At 42.5% G+C, this 20,421-nt stretch carries 15 protein-coding genes; 11 read left to right on the top strand and 4 right to left on the bottom strand.

The features are described from left to right. The first annotated feature begins 286 nt into the window (after positions 1 to 286). The 4 genes from OSCIL6407_RS0107200 to OSCIL6407_RS0107185 all read left to right on the top strand — a co-directional run bounded on the left by OSCIL6407_RS0107200 (position 287) and on the right by OSCIL6407_RS0107185 (position 9,915). Positions 287 to 6,124, top strand: coding sequence for a HAMP domain-containing protein (locus tag OSCIL6407_RS0107200; protein ID WP_007353523.1), 5,838 nt, complete (start codon positions 287 to 289; stop codon positions 6,122 to 6,124). Between the two features lie 244 nt (positions 6,125 to 6,368). After that, positions 6,369 to 7,196, top strand: a complete 828-nt coding sequence (locus OSCIL6407_RS0107195; RefSeq protein WP_007353522.1) for a CheR family methyltransferase — start codon at positions 6,369 to 6,371, stop codon at positions 7,194 to 7,196. Beyond that, positions 7,168 to 7,875 carry a chemotaxis protein CheB gene (locus tag OSCIL6407_RS0107190; protein WP_007353521.1) on the top strand — a complete coding sequence of 236 codons (708 nt, stop codon included), beginning with the start codon at positions 7,168 to 7,170 and terminating at the stop codon, positions 7,873 to 7,875. The genes OSCIL6407_RS0107195 and OSCIL6407_RS0107190 overlap by 29 nt, the downstream gene beginning before the upstream one ends. Before the next feature lie 6 nt (positions 7,876 to 7,881). Beyond that, complete coding sequence (locus tag OSCIL6407_RS0107185; RefSeq protein ID WP_007353520.1) at positions 7,882 to 9,915, top strand: hybrid sensor histidine kinase/response regulator; 2,034 nt, start codon at positions 7,882 to 7,884, stop codon at positions 9,913 to 9,915. 388 nt (positions 9,916 to 10,303) lie between these two features. On the opposite strand, the gene OSCIL6407_RS0107180 is transcribed toward OSCIL6407_RS0107185, so the two are convergent. After that, positions 10,304 to 12,544 (bottom strand): Tex family protein, encoded by a 2,241-nt coding sequence (locus OSCIL6407_RS0107180; RefSeq protein ID WP_007353518.1) that lies wholly within the window; start codon positions 12,542 to 12,544, stop codon positions 10,304 to 10,306. 378 nt (positions 12,545 to 12,922) lie between these two features. Between OSCIL6407_RS0107180 and OSCIL6407_RS0107175 the strand changes: the two genes are divergently transcribed. From OSCIL6407_RS0107175 to OSCIL6407_RS0107165, 3 genes are read left to right on the top strand one after another with little or no spacing between them, the layout of a single operon-like run. Then, positions 12,923 to 13,234 (top strand): type II toxin-antitoxin system RelE family toxin, encoded by a 312-nt coding sequence (locus OSCIL6407_RS0107175; RefSeq protein ID WP_007353517.1) that lies wholly within the window; start codon positions 12,923 to 12,925, stop codon positions 13,232 to 13,234. Then, the gene (locus OSCIL6407_RS0107170; RefSeq protein WP_007353516.1) at positions 13,231 to 13,488 is read left to right on the top strand and encodes a type II toxin-antitoxin system Phd/YefM family antitoxin; all 258 of its coding nucleotides are present in this window, start codon (positions 13,231 to 13,233) and stop codon (positions 13,486 to 13,488) included. Before OSCIL6407_RS0107175 ends, OSCIL6407_RS0107170 begins: the two co-directional genes overlap by 4 nt. Positions 13,489 to 13,523: 35 nt before the next feature. Beyond that, positions 13,524 to 15,197 (top strand): ATP-dependent nuclease, encoded by a 1,674-nt coding sequence (locus OSCIL6407_RS0107165; protein WP_007353515.1) that lies wholly within the window; start codon positions 13,524 to 13,526, stop codon positions 15,195 to 15,197. 150 nt (positions 15,198 to 15,347) lie between these two features. On the opposite strand, the gene OSCIL6407_RS0107160 is transcribed toward OSCIL6407_RS0107165, so the two are convergent. Continuing rightward, entirely contained in the window at positions 15,348 to 15,725 is a 378-nt protein-coding gene (locus OSCIL6407_RS0107160; protein ID WP_007353514.1) for a hypothetical protein, read from the bottom strand. After that, the gene (locus tag OSCIL6407_RS0107155; RefSeq protein ID WP_007353513.1) at positions 15,697 to 16,284 is read right to left on the bottom strand and encodes a Panacea domain-containing protein; all 588 of its coding nucleotides are present in this window, start codon (positions 16,282 to 16,284) and stop codon (positions 15,697 to 15,699) included. Before OSCIL6407_RS0107155 ends, OSCIL6407_RS0107160 begins: the two co-directional genes overlap by 29 nt. Before the next feature lie 46 nt (positions 16,285 to 16,330). Here OSCIL6407_RS0107155 and OSCIL6407_RS35265 point away from each other — a divergent pair, with 46 nt between their 5' ends. The 4 genes from OSCIL6407_RS35265 to OSCIL6407_RS0107140 all read left to right on the top strand — a co-directional run bounded on the left by OSCIL6407_RS35265 (position 16,331) and on the right by OSCIL6407_RS0107140 (position 19,513). Beyond that, on the top strand, positions 16,331 to 16,468 hold the full coding sequence (locus tag OSCIL6407_RS35265) for a hypothetical protein (RefSeq protein WP_007353511.1): 138 nt from the start codon (positions 16,331 to 16,333) through the stop codon (positions 16,466 to 16,468). Between the two features lie 108 nt (positions 16,469 to 16,576). Beyond that, positions 16,577 to 17,434, top strand: coding sequence for an oxidoreductase (locus tag OSCIL6407_RS0107150; protein ID WP_007353510.1), 858 nt, complete (start codon positions 16,577 to 16,579; stop codon positions 17,432 to 17,434). A gap of 158 nt (positions 17,435 to 17,592) precedes the next feature. Then, entirely contained in the window at positions 17,593 to 19,185 is a 1,593-nt protein-coding gene (locus OSCIL6407_RS0107145; RefSeq protein WP_007353509.1) for a hypothetical protein, read from the top strand. 4 nt (positions 19,186 to 19,189) lie between these two features. Then, the gene (locus OSCIL6407_RS0107140) at positions 19,190 to 19,513 is read left to right on the top strand and encodes a S1 RNA-binding domain-containing protein (protein WP_007353508.1); all 324 of its coding nucleotides are present in this window, start codon (positions 19,190 to 19,192) and stop codon (positions 19,511 to 19,513) included. Between the two features lie 70 nt (positions 19,514 to 19,583). On the opposite strand, the gene OSCIL6407_RS0107135 is transcribed toward OSCIL6407_RS0107140, so the two are convergent. Continuing rightward, entirely contained in the window at positions 19,584 to 20,267 is a 684-nt protein-coding gene (locus OSCIL6407_RS0107135) for a Uma2 family endonuclease (protein ID WP_007353507.1), read from the bottom strand. Positions 20,268 to 20,421: the final 154 nt, after the last annotated feature.

Here is a 20,421-nt window from a genome sequence, read left to right as displayed (position 1 = left end):
AATAGTCCACTTTTTATAAACTGGAAGGCGAGGGGAGAGGTAGGGGCGATCGCAGGATAGGGAGAATCGGGGAAGGGCAGAACAAACTGAATTTGATAATACCAGGGATCGGAATTGTCATCCACCTTTTGACAGAAGCAACCAGCTAGTACCTTAGTCAGATAATAGCAATAATATCATTCCCAAAAACTCATTAGAGCTAGGGGAAGACCTACCCTCGCCCCTACTGCAAACTATCAACTTTCAACATCAGGAAACCCCTTCCAACTCGCAAAAGGTAACATTTATGTCAACTGCACAGATAACCAAGGTCAATTCCGATAATCTTTATGCAAAACAGCTACTTAGAACCTTAGTCGCTGTCAAAAAAGGGGACTTTTCAGTTCGGATGCCTATAGACCAGACCGGTCTTGCAGGGAAAATTGCTGACACACTTAATGATGTTATCGAGCTTAATGAAAGAATGGCAGCCGAACTCGACCGGATTGGCACGGTTGTTGGTAAAGAAGGCAAAATCGCACAGCGGGCAACCATCGGCAATGCTGAAGGTTCATGGTCAGCTAGTGTCAATTCTGTCAATACCCTAATTACAGATTTAGTCCAGCCGACCTCGGAAACTGCTAGAGTAATTCGGGCGGTAGCTAAAGGAGATTTATCGCAAACTATAGCTTTAGAAATAGAAGATAGACCCCTAAAAGGAGAATTTCTTCAAACTGCCCAAATTGTTAACACAATGGTGGATCAGTTGAGTTCCTTTGCATCGGAAGTAACGCGGGTGGCGAGGGAAGTAGGAACTGAAGGGAAATTAGGGGTACAAGCTGAAGTGCGAGGAGTGGCAGGAACTTGGAAAGATTTAACAGATTCAGTTAACTCAATGGCGGGGAATTTAACAGCACAAGTGCGGAACATTGCGGAAGTGACAACCGCAGTGGCCAATGGCGATTTATCTAAGAAAATTACTGTAGATGTTAAAGGGGAAATTCTGGAACTGAAAAACACTATTAACATCATGGTGGATCAGTTGAGTTCCTTTGCATCGGAGGTAACGCGGGTGGCGAGGGAAGTAGGAACTGAAGGGAAATTAGGAGTACAAGCTGAAGTTAGAGGAGTGGCAGGAACTTGGAAGGATTTAACAGATTCAGTTAACTCAATGGCAGGGAATTTAACAGCACAAGTGCGGAACATTGCTGATGTGACAACTGCGGTAGCAAATGGCGATTTATCTAAGAAAATTACTGTAGATGTTAAAGGTGAAATTTTGGAACTGAAAAACACTATTAACATCATGGTGGATCAGTTAAATTCCTTCGCTTCGGAAGTAACGCGGGTGGCGAGAGAAGTGGGTTCTGAAGGTAAACTTGGCGGTCAAGCAGAAGTTAAGGGAGTAGCAGGAACGTGGAAGGATTTAACGGATAGCGTTAACTTTATGGCAGGTAGTTTAACAGCGCAAGTGCGGAACATTGCGGAAGTGACAACGGCGGTGGCAAAAGGCGATTTATCTAAGAAAATTACCGTAGATGTTAAAGGGGAAATTCTGGAACTAAAAAACACCGTTAACACGATGGTTGACCAGTTAAATTCCTTCGCATCTGAGGTAACACGGGTGGCGCGGGAAGTGGGAACGGAAGGGAAATTAGGCGTACAAGCTGAAGTGCAGGGAGTCGCGGGAACTTGGAAAGATTTAACGGATTCAGTTAACTCAATGGCGGGGAATTTAACAGCACAAGTTCGTAACATTGCTGATGTGACAACCGCTGTGGCAAATGGTGACTTATCTAAGAAGATTACAGTACAGGTTAAAGGCGAAATCTTAGAACTGAAAAACACCATTAACGTGATGGTGGATCAACTTAATTCCTTCGCATCTGAGGTAACGCGGGTGGCGAGAGAAGTAGGTTCCGAAGGTAAGCTGGGCGGGCAAGCGGATGTCCGAGGCGTAGCAGGAACCTGGAAGGATTTAACGGATAGCGTTAACTTTATGGCAGGCAGTTTGACGGCGCAAGTGCGAAATATTGCGGCTGTGACGACGGCGGTAGCAAATGGCGATTTATCTAAGAAAATTACTGTAGATGTTAAAGGTGAAATTCTGGAACTAAAGAACACCGTTAACACGATGGTTGACCAGTTAAATTCCTTCGCTTCTGAGGTAACGCGGGTGGCGAGGGAGGTAGGAACTGAAGGGAAATTAGGGGTACAAGCTGAAGTGCGAGGAGTTGCTGGAACCTGGAAAGATTTAACGGATTCAGTTAACTCGATGGCGGGGAATTTAACAGCGCAGGTGCGGAACATTGCGGAAGTGACAACTGCGGTGGCAAATGGTGACTTATCTAAGAAAATCACTGTAGATGTTAAAGGCGAAATTCTGGAACTGAAAAACACTATTAACATCATGGTGGATCAGTTAAGTTCCTTCGCATCAGAAGTAACTAGAGTTGCAAGAGAAGTGGGAACGGAAGGTAAATTAGGCGTGCAAGCTTACGTGCGGGGTGTAGGGGGAACTTGGAAAGATTTAACCGATAATGTTAACTTGATGGCGGGGAATTTGACGGCGCAGGTGCGGAATATTGCGGAAGTGACAAAAGCGGTGGCAAATGGGGATTTATCTAAGAAAATTACCGTCGATGTCAAAGGCGAAATTCTGGAGTTGAAAGATACTATTAACGTGATGGTGGATCAGCTTAATTCCTTCGCTTCTGAGGTAACGCGGGTGGCGCGGGAGGTAGGAACTGAGGGTAAATTGGGCGGTCAAGCTGAGGTGAAAGGAGTTGCGGGAACTTGGAAAGATTTAACGGATAATGTTAACTCGATGGCGGGCAATTTGACAGCACAAGTACGGGGAATTGCTAAAGTCGTGACAGCGGTAGCAAATGGCGATTTGAAGCGCAAATTAATGCTGGAAGCGAAGGGAGAAATTGCGACTCTGGCAGATACGATTAACGAGATGATCGATACGCTGGCGACATTTGCCGATCAAGTTACGACAGTGGCGCGGGAAGTGGGAATTGAAGGGAAATTAGGCGGCCAGGCGAAGGTTCCGGGTGCGGCGGGGACGTGGCGAGATTTGACGGATAACGTGAATGAATTGGCGGCGAATTTGACTACTCAGGTGCGCGCGATCGCAGAAGTGGCAATTGCGGTAACAAAAGGCGATTTAACCAGGTCAATTTCCGTCGCCGCTGAAGGAGAAGTTGCCATTGTTAAAGACAACATTAACCAAATGATTGCGAATCTGCGGGAGACAACGCAGAAAAATACTGAGCAAGATTGGCTGAAAACAAATCTCGCTAAATTCACTCGAATGCTACAAGGTCAGCGGGATTTAGAAACTGTTTCTAAACTAATTCTCTCGGAATTAACACCTCTGGTTTCTGCTCAGCATGGCGTTTTCTTTATGATGGACTCTGTGGAGCACGATCCCTTTCTGAAACTGTTAAGTACCTACGCCTACCGCGAACGTAAAAACTTAGGAAATAAATTCAATTTAGGCGAAGGTTTGGTAGGGCAATGCGCCCTGGAAAAAGAGCGAATACTGTTAACAGAAGTCCCGGATAATTACGTTAAAATTAGTTCGGGATTGGGAGAATCTACGCCGCTGAATGTCGTGGTTTTACCCGTACTATTTGAAGGACAGGTGACAGCAGTAATTGAGCTAGCTTCGTTCCGCCGCTTCAGCGAAATTCACTTAACATTCCTCGATCAACTCACAGAAAGTATCGCCATTGTTTTAAATACAATTGCGGCAAGTATGCGGACAGAAGAGTTGCTGAAACAGTCGCAATCTTTAGCAGAAGAGTTACAAGCTCAGCAAAAGGAACTCACAGAAACTAACAAGCGGCTAGAACAGCAAGCGCAGTCGCTAAGAGCATCTGAAGAACTGTTGAAGAGCCAGCAGGAAGAGTTGCAGCAGACGAATGAGGAACTAGAAGAAAAAGCAGAATTGCTAGCGCTGCAAAATCAGGAAGTTGAGCGGAAAAACCGAGAAATTGAACAGGCGAGGAGGTCGCTAGAAGAAAAAGCCGAACAGTTGGCTCTGACTTCCAAATACAAGTCAGAATTTCTGGCAAATATGTCTCATGAGTTGCGTACTCCGCTAAATTCGCTGCTGATTCTCGCCAGATTACTTTCTGAAAATACTGATGGCAATTTGACTCTCAAGCAAGTTGATTACACGCGCACAATTTACTCCGCAGGAACCGATTTGCTAGGGCTGATTAATGACATTTTGGATCTTGCTAAGATTGAATCGGGCACGATGTCAGTGGAAATCGAGCAAGTGCTATTTACTGACTTGCGAGATCATTTAGATCGCACGTTCCGCCAAGTTGCACAGGATAAGAAGTTGAGTTTTCTAATAGAGTTGAGCGGGGCAGTGCCAAAAGGTCTTTATACTGATGCAAAACGCCTGCAACAAGTTTTGAAGAATCTGCTCTCAAATGCGTTTAAGTTTACAGAGCGGGGTGAAGTAAAATTGAGCGTGGAAGTGGCGCGGGAAGGCTGGAGTTTAGAGATAGAAACTTTAACTAATTCGGCTACTGTTTTGGCTTTCTCAGTTAGCGATACCGGCATTGGTATTTCTCCTGAAAAACACAGAGTTATTTTTGAGGCTTTCCAGCAAGCTGATGGCAGCACTAGCCGTAAATATGGCGGCACGGGTTTGGGTTTGTCCATTAGCAGAGAGATCGCTAATCTATTAGGTGGAGAAATTCAATTGACGAGTCGCCCTGGTGAAGGAAGTACGTTCACGCTTTATATGCCCCAAACTTACCAAGAATCGCGGATGATGAATAACAGGACATTGGGAACAAATGACAGGCAAACCGCCCAATTGCCCTCTGCTAATTATTCAGTATTGCCTGTTATTTCTTCCGCAGCTACTTCCCCCAATTTCCAATTACCGGCACCTTACCCGTCGCCTTCCATCTCAGACGATCGCGAAAATATTGAGGATGGCGATCGCGTGCTTTTGATTATCGAAGATGATGTAAATTTTGCCCGCATTCTTTTGGATATGGCGCGGGAACATGGTTTTAAAGGTTTAGTGGCTTTGCGGAGCGATATCGGTTTGGTGATGGCGCGAGAGTTCAAGCCCACGGCGATTATGCTGGATCTAAATTTACCTGTGATGGATGGTTGGACGGTGCTCGATCGTTTGAAGCACGATCCGAATACGCGCCATATTCCCGTTCACATTGTATCCGTTGAGGAAGGGCGACAACGCGGTTTACAGTTAGGTGCGATCGCGTACCTCCAAAAACCTGTCAGCAGCGAAGCGCTGAGTAAAGCTTTGACTGATATTAAGGGTTTTGTAGAGCGGCAAGTGAAAAGTTTGCTAGTTGTCGAAGACGACGAAACGCAGCGTTTCAGCATCATCGATTTAATCGGGAATCACGACGTTTATACAACGGCAGTGGGGACTGGTGCAGAGGCGCTAACAATTTTGAATTCTGGACATTTTGACTGTATCGTTATGGATCTAGGACTACCAGATATGAGTGGGTTTGAGCTCATTGAGCTGATTAAGCAAGATGCAAATTTGAAAAGTTTGCCGATTATTATTTACACCGGAAAAGAGTTGAGCAGAGCAGAAGAAATTCAACTCAAGCGGATGGCGGAAACTATCATTATTAAAGATGTGCGATCGCCAGAGCGCCTGTTAGATGAAACGGCTCTCTTCCTGCACCGAGTCCAGGCAAATTTGCCGGAACCAAAGCGTCAAATGCTAGAGCAACTCTATCAAACTGATTCTACTCTCATTGGCAAAAAAGTCTTGATTGTAGATGATGACGTGCGAAATATTTTTGCTCTCACGAGTATGCTAGAACGCCATCAAATGCAAGTTATGTATGCAGAAAATGGTAGAGATGGGATTACTGTCTTGCAAAACTCACCTGAGATCGATATTGTGCTGATGGATGTGATGATGCCAGAGATGGATGGTTACGAGACCATGCAAGCAATTCGCAATATACCTCAATTTAGTTCGCTACCAATGATTGCTTTGACGGCTAAAGCTATGAAAGGCGATCGCGAAAAGTGTATCGACGCTGGTGCGTCTGACTACATTACTAAACCTGTCGATACCGAACAGTTAATATCACTGTTGCGCGTTTGGCTTTATCGATAATGGTTAGTTGTTAGTGGTTAGTTGTGAATTGTTGTTATGAGGTAGCGGTGGAAAGAAACAAAGTTGAATAATCGCAAGCGATCGACTCGCTAAAAAATTAAAAATCAGCAGACAAACTAAATTTCTCCCTGAATTACTTAGAAGGTGCTGCAAAAAAACAACGTGCCAAGGATAAACAATAACCAACAACCAACAACTAACAACCAACAACTAACAACTAACAACCAACAACTAACAATTTCCAATGAACAACGGCCATGAACTTGAAACAATCGAAATTCAGCTCCTACTAGAGGGAATGTTTCGCTATTACGGATTTGATTTTCGCAATTATGCTTTTGCTTCTCTCAAGCGTCGAATTTGGAATACTATTCGCTCGGAAAGCCTCAATAGCGTCTCTGGACTTCAGGAAAAGGTACTTCACAATCCGGCATATCTAGACCGCTTGCTCCTCGGTCTTTCTGTGAATGTAACGGCGATGTTCCGCGATCCTAGCTTTTACATTACTTTCAGGAATAAAGTTGTGCCGTTGCTACGTACCTATCCTTTTATTCGCATCTGGCACGCGGGATGTTCAACCGGGGAAGAAGTCTATTCTATGGCAATCTTGCTACAGGAAGAAGGACTTTACGATCGCTGTAGAATTTACGCTACGGATATGAATGAAGTAGTGTTAAAAAAAGCAAAGGCGGGAATATTTCCGCTGAAACAAATGCAAGAATATACTCAGCTTTACCAGCAAGCGGGTGGAAAAAAATCATTTTCAGAGTATTACACTGCTGCCTATGACAATGCAATTTTTCGGGCTTCGCTCAAAGAAAATATTATCTTTTCTCACCATAACCTCGCAACGGATAGTTCTTTTAATGAATTTAATGCGATTTTCTGCCGCAATGTGTTGATTTATTTCAATCCATCCCTCCAACAACGGGTACATAAGCTATTGTATGAGAGTCTGGGAATGTTTGGAGTTTTGGGACTAGGACATCAGGAGACTCTCAATTTTACCCCTTACCACAAACACTATGAGACGATAGAAAGCAGTGAAAAACTTTACCGGAGAGTTAAATAAGAGCGATTTTGAAATAGTTGTGGTTGGCACTTCTTTGGGAGGGCTAAATGCTCTGTCTGTGCTGCTAGCTGATTTGCCAGCAACCTTTCCCTTGCCGATAGTTATCGTGCAACACCGCCACAAAAATTCTAACAATATGCTGCTGGATTATTTACAGCGGCAAAGCTCTCTCCGAGTGAGAGAAGCGGAAGACAAAGAGACAATCTTACCGGGAATAGTTTATTTGGCTCCTGCTGATTATCACTTGCTAATTGAATCCCCCGATGGCGGTGAATTTAGCTTGCAGGAAAACTATTTGATAACATTCGCGAACGATCCAAGAGAAGCTATTCACAATCCACTATCTAAAATTCAAAATCGTGGCTCTCCTACATTCGCACTATCAACTGAGGCTCCGATCTCTTACGCGCGGCCTTCAATTGATGCCCTATTTGAGTCTGCTGCTGATACTTTTGGTGAGAAAACAATTGGCATAATTTTAACAGGAGCAAGCTGCGATGGAAGTCAAGGACTGGCAAAAATTAAAGCTGAAGGAGGATTGACATTTGTACAGGAACCAGATTCGGCTGAATGCCGAGTAATGCCAGCAGCGGCGATCGCAACTTTTGAAGTAGACTGGATTTTACCTCTATCAAAAATCGCTCCCTGTTTGGTCAATTTACTAACAATTAAAGATTAAAAAACTATGAATATCCAGCATGAAGATAAAGTAAATGTACTCTTAGTTGACGATCATGAAGAAAACTTGCTGGCTCTGGAAGCTATTCTCAACAGTACCTCTTACAATTTAGTAAAAGCAAATTCAGGTGCGGAAGCTCTAAGATGTCTGCTTAATGAGGATTTTGCGGTAATTCTGCTCGACGTGCAGATGCCGGCAATGGATGGATTTGAGACGGCAACATTGATTCGCTCTAGAGATCGATCGCGCTTAACTCCCATTATTTTTATCACTGCATTTACCAGTAATGACTCTCAGGTTTTCAAAGGTTATTCTTTGGGTGCGGTGGATTATCTTTTTAAACCGATTGAAGCGGAAATATTGACATCAAAAGTGGCGGTATTTGTTGAATTATTTCAAAAAACAGTTGAGGTTAAGCGCCAAGCCGCAGAGCTAGCTGCTGTTAATACTGAACTGAGTAAAAGTGAAGAGCGGTTTCGGACGTTGAGTGCTTGTTCGCCGCTGGGAATTTATCTCGCTGATGTAGAAGGTCGCTGTACTTATATTAACCCGCGCTGTAAAGGGATTTGTGGGTTAAATTTAGAGGAAGGTTTGATAGATGTTTGGCAGCGATCGGTTCATCCCGAAGATCGCGATCGCGTGGTAGCAGATTGGTTGGCATGGATGGAAACAGGTCAAGAATATTCCGAAGAGTTTCGATTAAGTGCCAACGGAAGTATGCGCTGGGTTCATGTGCAGTCGTCGCCCATGTTTTCGGATTTGGGCAAACCGATCGGTCATGTTGGTACAATTATCGATATCACAGACCGCAAGCAAGCAGAGGAAGAGCGAGGCAGGTTAATCGGCGAGCAGGTGGCGCGGCACGAAGCTGAGAGAGCGAATCGGATGAAGGATGAGTTTCTGGCTATTCTCTCTCACGAACTTCGCACTCCTTTAAATGCAATTCTTGGCTGGTCTAAGTTACTTCGGGCTAAAAAATTTGACCAGGCAACGATTGATAAAGCTCTAGAAACAATTGAGCGCAATGCTAAATCTCAAGCGCAACTGATCGAAGATATTCTAGATGTTTCGCGGATTCTGCGGGGCAAGCTAAATTTAAATTTACATCCGATTCCGTTAGGGTATGTGATTGAGGTGGCAATTGATGCTCTGCGGCCGTTGGCTGAGACGAAATCAATTGCAATAGAATTTGTCTGTATTTCGGATATTGGTCAAGTTATAGGCGATAGCGATCGCTTGCAGCAAGTGGTTTGGAATTTACTATCAAATGCGATTAAGTTTACTCCCGAAGGTGGCAAAGTAGAGGTGCGATTAGAATTAGTTGGCGACTATGCGGAAATTCAGATTATAGATACGGGAATTGGTATTTCTGCTGAGTTTCTCCCTTATGTTTTCGATCGCTTCCGCCAAGCTGATAGCACTACAACTAGGTCTTACGGGGGTTTGGGATTGGGACTGGCGATCGTCCGCCATTTGGTGGAACTGCACGGCGGTACAGTTGGTGCTGAAAACAACAGCAGCGGTATCGGGGCGAAATTTACGGTTTCTCTGCCGATCGCAACTTGCCAGATCGATCGAGGTGCAGTGGAGGAAATGCCTCAACTCCAAGGCGTGGGAGATGCGATCGCTATCCCCAGTCTGGCGAATTTGCAATTGCTGGTGGTGGATGATGACGATGACAGCCGCGAGTTTTTGATTGCTGTGTTGGAGGAGCACGGAGCTCAGGTGCGATCGGCGGCATCGGTGGCGGGGGCCCTAGCAGCACTGGAGAACTATTGGCCGGACTTGCTGTTAAGCGATATTGGAATGCCGGAAGCAGATGGCTATCAGTTGATCGCGCGGGTGAGAGAAATGGAAGCGCTGCGGGGAGGAAATATGCCTGCGATCGCACTGACTGCCTACGCCAGAGTTGAAGAGCGCCGACGAGCACTGCAAGCGGGTTTCCAGATGCACTTATCTAAACCCATTGAGCCCGATCGGTTAATAGCAGGAGTTGCTAATCTGGCAGGAATTTTTCGAGCTCCAGTTGTTAATTGTTAATTGTTAACTGTTAATTGTTAATTGTTCAGGACTTAGCCATACTAACACAATTTTGTCATTGTTCGCCGTGCGAAGCAATCGCCTAGTCTCTGCGATTGCTTCGCACAGCGAACAATGACGATGGATAAGATGGATAATTACAGGACTTACACAAAAATATGTAACGCCGCCATCTTGGCGGTGATTTGACCGCCAGGATGGCGGTGTTACGTAAGTAATACGTAAATCCTAAATTACTAATCAAGGGGATGACTAACCCTGATTTAGTATTATACCAAATCAGGCTTAAATACTCTCTTTATTCTTTAGTCCGCGTAGGCGGACTTCGTTTGTGTAGTAGCGATTTCAATCGCCGAATAATAAAGGAGATATCAAACCTGATTTAGTATTACCTCCTATTAAACTTAGCTTTCAAATCATTAAGAGTAGGTGATTGCTGAGGCTTGCTGGTAGCTTTTCTATCGCTATTTTGTTGCTCTTGTAACTTCATTGATAAACTAATGCGCTTCAATTTCTCATTAACTTCTAGCACGCGCACTTTTACCACTTGTCCCACCTTAACAATCAGTTTTGGGTCTTCCACAAATCTGTCAGCGAGTTGAGAAATATGCACTAAACCATCCTGATGCACGCCGATATCAACAAATGCACCAAAGTTAGCAACATTGGTAACAATACCTTCTAATTCCATGCCCACATTCAAATCGGAAATTTCTTTAATTCCCTCTTTAAAAGTGGCATATTTGAACTCATCTCGCGGGTCTCTTCCCGGTTTTTCCAGTTCCTTAATGATATCGCGGAGGGTGGGTTCGCCGATGGTTTCGGTGACGTATTTTTTTATGTTAATAGACTTGACTTTTTCAGATAGTTGTGTTATCTGTGCTAACGGCACGCTCAAATCTTTAGCGATCGCTTCCACGACAAAGTAACTTTCTGGATGCACTGCTGTATTATCCAGTGGATTTTCGCCACCGCGAATGCGTAGGAAACCAGCAGCTTGTTCAAAAGCTTTTGGCCCCAATTTCGGTACTTTCAGAAGTTGACGGCGATTTTTAAAGGCTCCCTTTTCATTGCGGTAATTAACTATATTTTTAGCAACAGTTGGTGTCATTCCCGATACAAAGGTCAGCAATTCTTTGGATGCTGTATTTAAGTCTACACCGACATAATTAACGCAGCTTTCTACGGTGTCGTCGAGTTTCTTTTTGAGCAGTTTTTGATCGACATCATGCTGATATTGTCCTACACCGATGGATTTGGGGTCAATTTTAACAAGTTCCGCCAGCGGATCTTGCAAGCGGCGGCCAATACTAATAGCTCCTCTGACTGTAAGATCGAGATCGGGAAATTCTGCGATCGCTACATCACTTGCTGAATAAATCGATGCACCAGATTCATTCACCATCACTTTAATTGGCTTTCTTTCTAAGGTTGCCAAAACTTCAGCAATAAACTCATCTGTCTCGCGAGAAGCTGTGCCATTACCAATCGCGATTAACTCAATTTTGTAAGTCTCAATCATCCGCTTAATAGTATTAGCAGATTGTTGACGCTGTGCAACTGCTTGATGGGGGAAAATTGTCTGATATTCTAAAAATTTACCCGTTTCTGATAGTACAGAAACCTTACACCCAGTCCGAAATCCCGGATCTACAGCTAATGTCGGTTTCATCCCAGCGGGAGCCGATAGTAATAACTCCCGAAGATTGGTTTCAAATGTCTTAATTGACTCCAAATCTGCGTCAGCTTTCCTATTACTACGTACCTCCGTAGTTAGAGATGTTTTCATCAACCGATTGAAGGCATCTTTGAGCATCGCTTGATAAAATTCTCTGACTGCTTTCACCTTAGTTTTAATTTCCTGAGATTCGAGATAGGAGAGTACAGTAGACTCATCGAAGGCAAGATCCAAGTCTAAAATCCCTTCCGTTTCACCCCGGAATAAAGCTAGCATATTATGAGGTTGAATGTTTTTAACAGCAACTTGATAATTGCGGTACATTTCAAATTTAGTGCTTCCTTCGGGATGTTCATCTTTGATGCGCGAAACAAAGGAACCCGATTTCATCAAATAGTCTCGTAAATATGCCCGCAATTCTGCTTTTTCTGAGACTTCTTCTGCTAAAATATCAGCAGCACCTTTGAGAGCTTCTTCTGCGGTTTTGACACCCTTCTCTTCGGAGATATATTTGGTGGCTTCTGCTTCTAGGGATACTGGTTGTGGCTGGGGTAAGTTAAGAGATTTGATAAATTCTGCTAGGGGTTCTAATCCTTTTTCTCTAGCAATAGTTGCTCGCGTGCGCCGCTTAGTTTTGTAGGGAAGATAGAGGTCTTCAAGTAAGTTTTTTTGTAGGCAAGCTTCGATTTTAGCTTTTAATTCGTCAGTCAGTTTACCTTGAGATGCGATCGCATCTAAAATTGTTTTTTTGCGGTCTTCAATTTCGGTAAGATAGGTAAATCGTTCGGAGATATCTCGCAACTGAATTTCATCCAGAGAACCCGTCCGTTCTTTGCGGTAGCGAGCAATAAAGGGAATTGTGGCTCCTTCGGCGAAAAGTTCGAGAGCGCTATTAATTTGATCTGGATTGATGGAAAGTTCTTGTGCTAGCAGTTGAGGAATATTGAACATATTTTCTGAAGTTGAAGTAATCGATAATGGGATGAGGTTAAGGGGTAGGTTTTTTATTATACCAAATTTGGATATAAAATTCTATTTATGATGGGGAGCGATCGCTTTTCTTAATTAAGGCGATGGCGATCGAAGGGCTAATGTGCGGTAGTTAGGGCAATAAATTGAGATTATACCGCAAATCTATAGATACTACAAAATCCTAATTTTTTGAGGAAGTATTGACAAGACAGAAAATATGCGGTAGGTTAGTAAAAATGAGTGTGTTTAGCCAAATGCGAGTAAACAATAGATATTAAGTTAATCAGCATTAGGCTCGGCTCAATTGATAAATTTGAAAGTGTGTAAAATCATATTCCATTGAATCAATGAGTCATTGTGAGATACGAGATTATTTTTTCGCCTGAAGCTGAAGCAGACATTGTTGCCCTCAAAGCAAGCGATCGCGCTAAAGCCTTGGATGCGATCGAGACATTCCTAAGATACGAACCAGAAAAGACGAGTAAGAGTCGGATCAAGCGTCTTCGAGAGATGCAAAGACCTCAATATCGATTGCGGATTGATGACCTAAGAGTATTTTATGATGTTAGCTACACTGAGGATGGAGAGGGTAATGTAGAAGTCCTGCGAATTCGGGAGAAATCGGAGGCGATGATGTGGTTAGCCGAGTTCGGCAGGAGAGAGGAATGAAGCAAGTCTCTATGGATGAAGTCAAAAATGACCTTTCAGGTTATTTGCAAATAGCCGAGAAGGAAAGTGTAATTATTACCCGTGATGGGCAACCTGTAGGAATTCTAATTGGGTTTGAGGATGCAGAAGATTGGTGGGAGGAATTGATGTTGCGCGAGCCGCGTTTTGAAGTGGAGATTGCTCAAGCTCGTCAAAGTTTGAAAGAGGGAAAGGGGATTAGCATTGAGGAAATGAAAGCTAAATATGGAGTATAATAAAGGAAATAATTTTTCTGCATACTTTATAAAACATGATAAAAACTATCAAATTAAAATTTGGTCGAGTTTCCGGTTCGGCTCCAGAAAAAATAGCTACAACACCTGTAACTGTATTTGTAGGTCCGAATAATTCTGGGAAAAGTAAAGCTTTAGCTGAAATTAATTACTATTGCTCTACAGGACAGCGGAATACAACGGACGTAATACTAGACAGCATTGAATTTGATACATTTACAACTGAGATAGCTGAAGAGAAGATTAAAAAGGTTACTCTTGAGCCAAATCTTAGTGACGGACATTTACTCGACGATCACATAATTGTTGGAAAAAAGGGCCAACGTAATCAAGTCCCCAGGCAGGCTCTTCTAGACGCATTGCAGAATACAAATAGCCAAACTCAACTTTTTTGCAGGTGGTATCTCGCATCTAATACACTAATTTTAGATGGTAGAAGTCGAATCAATTTGATAGGACAGCAAAACGCTGGAGATCTTCAACACCAACCTCAAACTAGCTTCCAAGTATTATTCTGCGATAATGCTAAGAGAAAAGAGGTTAGACGAGTTATTCACGATGCTTTTGGTACATATTTTGTAATAGATCCCACTTCTCTTGGACAGCTTAGGCTTCGCCTTGCCTTACGTCCACCTACAACAGATATGGAGGAGCGCGGAATTCATGATGAAGCAGTAAGATTCCAAGCAGAAGCATTTCTAGTTGAGCAGGCTAGTGATGGAGTAAAAGCCTTTACTGGAATTATCACAGAAATTATTGCGGGAGATCCTGCAATTGTTCTAATTGATGAACCCGAAGCATTCTTACATCCTTCCTTATCCTTTAAACTAGGAAAAGAGATTGCTTCTTCCAGCTTAGGGTCAGAGAAAAGACTTTTTGTATCAACTCATAGTCCTGACTTTGTAATGGGATGTATACATTCAGGCGCACCAGTCAATATTGTTAGGCTAACGTATCGTAGTGAAGTCGCTACAGCCAGGATTTTGTCTAATACGGACATACTTCACTTAATGCGAAATCCTTTATTACGTTCAACGGGTGTGCTTGGAGGATTATTTTACGAGTTTGTAATTGTAACTGAATCTGATGCAGATCGTGCTTTTTACCAAGAAATTAATGAACGATTACTTCGTTACAAGCCAGAATTAGGAATACCTAACTGCTTATTTCTAAACGCCCAAAATAAACAAACCGTCCACGTTATCATTAAGCCGTTGAGGGAACTGGGAATTCCGGCAGTTGGCATTGTTGATGTAGACATTTTGAAAGAAGGTGGTCAACCGTGGACAAACTTTCTCAAAGGTGGTTTTATGCCAGAACTTGAGCATCAATCACTCGCTGCATTGCGAAGTTGTGTTAAACAAAAAATTGATGCAACAGGTAAGGATATGAAACAAAACGGAGGTGTCGATATCCTTTCCGATAGTGACAAAGAAGCAGTAAATAATTTGTTTGATAAACTTGATGAGTACGGTCTGTTTGCTGTACGCAAAGGCGAATTAGAATCATGGCTTTCTTTTCTTGGTGTAACTGGACATACACCAAAGTGGCTAATTAACATCTTTGAGAAAATGGGAGAAGATCCAGACTCACCAGATTACTTGAAACCATCCGATGATGACGTATGGCTTTTTTTGGGAGAAATCAAAAAATGGTTTACAAATCCAAATAGAAAAGGCATCCCGTCATAAGGAAAATATCCACCTTATCCCTCATCACCGCCTGAAAAATTGGGCGACTCCCCAAAACCTTCATCACCCAACTTTCCCGCAACTGCGATCGCGCCACTCCTATTTCTGTTTGAGGACGCGATCGCCAACCGTGACAACTAGAACATACCCTTAAAAATCTAAAATCTCTCTGATCGCACTTTTTAGATCGTCATCAGCAGGGCGTTTAACAAACTGTTCATGGCTGTAAATCCAAACCAGTCTGATTATACAATTAGTTGCGTTTACCAAATACATCAGTCTAATTTGCCCCGAAGCGCCTTTTGAAACCAAGAGTTCCAACTTATGAAATGTCCATCCTTCTGGTAGTTGAATTTTTCCCGGTAAAGGTTCATTACGAGAATTGTTAGGATATTGATCGTCAATCAAATCTTCCAAAGTTTTTGTAATCAGTGCAACAAAACTATCTCTATGAACCTTGGCAAGTTTTTTGAAAGAACGATTAAAATTATCGGATGCTTCAATGGAGAAGGGAGTTAAGCCAGTCATGCACTTCTCCTTTACCAATACGATGTAAGGATTCCGAAGCAAACGCTTTTTTAACAATTTCAGACATTGCTACTTGGTATGCAGGGTGATCGCGCTCTATCAGATCGAGCTTTTGATAACCTAATGCCTTCATATCATTAAGAAGAATTGGCTCCGTCGAACTTGCTTGAGGTGGTAGACCTTTACGAGCTCTCTTCCAAGGAAATTCACCGTGAGTCATATCACTTAGTCGATAAGCATGGTAGCCACCGAAGTATTCCCAAATTTCTTCTAAAAGTTCTTTCTTCTCAGACGGAAAATCCGACAATGATTCTTTTCTAGGAATTGGCAATTGTCTCGCCTCGAAATCACTGTAGAATCTATAAGCAGGAGGACAAACAGGCCCATAGCGCCATGCTTGGATTTCTTCAGCAAACAATGGTTCATTGTACAGTGCCAAATGTAAGCTCTGAGCATAATATAAAAGCTTTTGAACCTTCATATTTGTCATTTCAGCTTCTATACCATCCTCATAAGCTCTAATAATGAAGTAGCAAGCCACATTGAGACAGTCAATCATAGCTTAACTCGCAGCTTTAAATAGACGTTTTCTTATTTTAACAAATTTGTCAATTTTTAACATAATAATTCTTATAGATGAAGCCGGCGATCTCACCCAACTTTCCCACAAGCGCGATCGCACCACCATCTCTTTCTGTTCGATCGCTAACCACCCCAATCCCCGCTCGATCGCCTCCCCTTAGTCTAAAATCTCCTCATCCGGGTAATTCCCAACTCGACAAACTTCAAATTTCTCAGATAGCCTGTTAGAGCATCCCCTCTGAAGCAAACTCTCAATGGAGGAGACGAAAGTGAGCAAGGTTTACATTATTACCGGTACCAGTAGCGGCTTTGGTCGCGCGATCGCAGAAGCGGTTCTCAGTCGTGGCGATCGCGCCATTCTAACAGCCAGAAAAACTGAAAGTATCTCTGATTTGGTGGAAAAATATCCAGACACAGCAATAGCTGTACATATGGATGTTACAAACGAGAGCGATCGCCAAGCAGTAGTTCAAACTGCGATCGAAAGCTTCGGGCGTATTGATGTCTTAGTCAATAACGCAGGGCGTGGTAGTCTCGGTGCAGCCGAAGAGTTTTCTCTTGCACAACTCCGCGAACAAATGGAAGTCAATTTTATCGCTTGTGCAGAAATGATTCGGGCTGTATTGCCTATGATGCGAAGTCAAAAAAGCGGCCATATCCTCAACATTTCCAGTATCGGCGGTCGCGTCAACGTCGGTGGATTTGCGCTTTATGGTGCGTCCAAATTCGCTCTTGAGGGTTATTCAGAGGCGCTGTATGATGAGATAAAGCCATTAGGTATTCGCGTCACGATCGTTGAGCCAGGGGCCTTTCGCACAGAGTTCGCTGGCGACTCTAATATTCGTCCAGAAACCACGATTCCCGATTACCAGCCAGTCATTGAGCCCATTCGTCAGTATCTCTATGGCAGCAACGGCAAACAACTTGGCGACCCTCACAAAGCGGCATTAGTGATGATTCAGGTTGTAGAAAGCAGCGATCCACCATTACGTTTAATGTTGGGTGCAGATGCCTATGGTCTTTGGGATCGGAAACGTGCCGAGACGGATGCAGAAATGGCTAAATGGCGCGAAGTTGGAGAGGATACTGCTTTTTCGGATGTTAATTTTGTGGCGATTGGCGGCTAATAGCAGTTCGATAAAGAGTGTTTTTCAGCCCGGAGAGGATAGATAGATTGAATGATGGAAGATGCGCGATCGGATCTTCCATCATCAATCCATCAGTTACAAGCTGAGATATTGAAATAAAATAACAAACCAATATAAACCTTGGGGACTAAAATAATATGACTAAATTTGAAGGAACTATTGCTGGGAAAAATATAATCACTTACACCCCTAGAGGACGTAAGCGATACTCTCCAGATGAGATAGGACAATATTTAAGGAAATTTAAACTCTGTGATGCTCTTAGGCTCATTGGAAAGTTATCCTATGAAATCAGATTCCAGGAAGGATTATATACGATCAGTAATGTACCTGTTTCTAACGGGGTTCTTGCTTACTTGTCTATGCGATTAATTGAAAACTCGAATGATTATCGTAGCCAAGATATGAGTATAAATGATTTATTAACAGTTATTGATATGTTTTTTGGACTTCCAGATCCATTTCAAGAGGATAGGGAAAATCCACAAGGTTGTCTTATTAGATTTGGATCTGCTCAATTTGACTATGATCGTGAAGCCTCTCACCTTTTGCCAAGAACCCTAATTATTTATGGAGATTTATGGAATACAGTTGCAGGCAGCAATCAAATTGATATAGCTGATGCAATTCAAAGCTTTTGTGGTTTGAATTTGCAGGAAATATTATTTTTAAGCTTGGTTTTTTCAGATAGTGCAAAGAACGGATTTTTCCGCTTACATGAAGAAATAGATAAGTATCCAAATTCCATGAAAAAATATTTTTGTATTAACAAACAACAAGCATTTGCTAATTGGATTTCATGTAGTTATAGTGACTTTCGCTCTCTATCGAGGAAAGAGTTACCACCAGCTAATGAGTATGAAAAGTTTCGCTTTAATCCACTTTACCTTAAGCCTGTAATTATTCCAGATCGTAATGTTAAACCTGGATTTTCTCAGGTTTATATAACACCAATACCAACTTTAATTTATGAGCGAGTAACTAGAGGTCTTTATTTCTCATTGTCAGAGTCAGACTATTTTAGAAGTGGTAAAAGTAATCCATTTCGAGGTGCTTTTGGCTCTGTTTTTCAAGAATATGTTGGCTTACTTCTAAAGAAAACATTTGGGGAAGCTAATGTGCAGAAAGAGTGGAGATATGGTTCTAAACAAAATTCTAAAGATACACCAGACTGGTTTGTAATTCAAAATGGTATCGCTGTTTTAATAGAAGTAAAGCAATCAGGACTCTACTTAAATGCTAAGAAATGGGGTAATCTCCAAGATATTCAGCAGAATCTTAAACTAAGTATTGGTGGTGGTGTGGATCAGATGTGGAAATTTGAAAATGATGTCGAAAGTGGTTTATGCACAGTTCCCGATTGGTTCAATGGTATTAAAATAACTGAGAGGCTAGTAGTTACCTATGACCGCTCTTACTTCCTTAATTCAATTTTGAGAGATGAAATTAGACAGCTATATCCCTCTATTTCGGAAACATACCATTGGCATACTATTGCAGTTGAAGAATTAGAGTATTTTCTAGGTATCGTTAGTACAAACTTTATTGAGGCTTTGGCAGAAAAAAGGCTTGATGCTGAGGGAGATAGGATGGATTTTAGAGATTACTATTCTAGAAAATGCTCTAAAGATGATTGTCGGAATCCATATTTACATAGTATGTATGATAAATTCTTTAGTGATTTGTTTCCTTTCTTAAACCAAGATCCCAGAGTCCCAAAAACGAGGTAATGCAATGAGCGATCAGTTTTGGAATCAGGTCAAGTCCAAGTATCGTTTAGGTGAACTAATTCATGGTAAAGTTGAGCATCATGCACCCTTCGGCATTTTCGTAAACATTGGCGACGAAAAAGTGCAAGGTCTTGTTCAAATTACCGATTTTGTAGACACTGGAGATATGACTCCAGAAATGTATCCAGATATTGGTTCACCAATTGGAGCTGTAGTGATAGGTTATACTCAGGACGATCGCAATCAAATCTGGTTGAGTGTGAAGCCCAGTGTATTGCAAAAAGCCTTAGTTCATCTCAAAATACCAGCAATAATCGAAAAATCTTAACCAGTCGCAGAACAAATCGCGATCGCGCATCCTCCTCTTTCTGTTCGATCGCTGCGATCGCCTTTATCCCCTACTTCCCCAAGCTTCCCACAAAAGCCAGATATTCTTCACTCCTTAATCCCCCTTGTAACTCCGCCAAAACCTTCGCCAAATCCCCCGATAACAACGCAGCCTTATCTAACCATAAACCCGGAAAAACTTGAGAGCAAATCATCCCCTCAGCATTAGCTTCTCGTTGCCGATACTCCCCATCTTGCAAATAAAACCAATCCAACTCACCATCATCAACTCGCCAAATCACATACTCTTTTACTCCATTCCGACGATAAACTTTCAGCTTTTGATGCCGATCGATAGAAACAGTAGATGCTGCAATTTCTACAATTAATTCTGGTGCCCCTTCCACATAATCATCCTCACTAATCCGCGAAGTTCCACCCTGTTCAATTCTTAATAAAGCATCCGGTTGTACTTCATTATCAGTATCCAACCGCACCGTAGCATTGTCCCCCACCTGTACTCCGGGAGTAGAGGCTTTATAAACTCCCAGCCAAGTCATAATATAAGCATGAGGTTCCCCATGATTTCTAATTCTTAATGCCGATGCCATATAAACAATTCCCTCAATTAATTCAGCTTTTTTGAGATGCGGCATTGCTTGATAACGCCGCTCAAATTCAAAACGAGTAAGTTGATCGCCATTTTCTAAGGGAGCAATAGTTACAGGAGGAGCCATTAGGTTAGAGGTGAGCATATTTCTATCCCCTATGTTTAATTAAATCTAATTTTAACACATAACGTCATTGCGAGCGAAGCGAAGCAATCTCAAGGTCTTGAGATTGCTTCGCTACGCTCGCAATGACAAAACAACTAACAACCAACAACTAACAACTAACAACTAACAACCA

Origin of the sequence: Kamptonema formosum PCC 6407, from assembly GCF_000332155.1 — a bacterium.
Taxonomy (GTDB): Bacteria; Cyanobacteriota; Cyanobacteriia; order Cyanobacteriales; family Microcoleaceae; genus Kamptonema; species Kamptonema formosum.
Note: the sequence above shows the minus strand (reverse complement) of the source record. Positions and strands in the feature narration are given on the sequence as shown.

Excerpts from the sequence above, each read along its gene's own strand:
- OSCIL6407_RS0107200 (WP_007353523.1), top strand. The coding sequence starts at position 287 with ATGTCAACTGCACAGATAACCAAGGTCAATTCCGATAATCTTTATGCA.
- OSCIL6407_RS0107195 (WP_007353522.1), top strand. The coding sequence starts at position 6,369 with ATGAACAACGGCCATGAACTTGAAACAATCGAAATTCAGCTCCTACTA.
- OSCIL6407_RS0107185 (WP_007353520.1), top strand. The coding sequence starts at position 7,882 with ATGAATATCCAGCATGAAGATAAAGTAAATGTACTCTTAGTTGACGAT.
- OSCIL6407_RS0107180 (WP_007353518.1), bottom strand. The coding sequence starts at position 12,544 with ATGTTCAATATTCCTCAACTGCTAGCACAAGAACTTTCCATCAATCCA.
- OSCIL6407_RS0107170 (WP_007353516.1), top strand. The coding sequence starts at position 13,231 with ATGAAGCAAGTCTCTATGGATGAAGTCAAAAATGACCTTTCAGGTTAT.
- OSCIL6407_RS0107165 (WP_007353515.1), top strand. The coding sequence starts at position 13,524 with ATGATAAAAACTATCAAATTAAAATTTGGTCGAGTTTCCGGTTCGGCT.
- OSCIL6407_RS0107160 (WP_007353514.1), bottom strand. The coding sequence starts at position 15,725 with ATGACTGGCTTAACTCCCTTCTCCATTGAAGCATCCGATAATTTTAAT.
- OSCIL6407_RS0107155 (WP_007353513.1), bottom strand. The coding sequence starts at position 16,284 with ATGATTGACTGTCTCAATGTGGCTTGCTACTTCATTATTAGAGCTTAT.
- OSCIL6407_RS0107145 (WP_007353509.1), top strand. The coding sequence starts at position 17,593 with ATGACTAAATTTGAAGGAACTATTGCTGGGAAAAATATAATCACTTAC.
- OSCIL6407_RS0107140 (WP_007353508.1), top strand. The coding sequence starts at position 19,190 with ATGAGCGATCAGTTTTGGAATCAGGTCAAGTCCAAGTATCGTTTAGGT.
- OSCIL6407_RS0107135 (WP_007353507.1), bottom strand. The coding sequence starts at position 20,267 with ATGCTCACCTCTAACCTAATGGCTCCTCCTGTAACTATTGCTCCCTTA.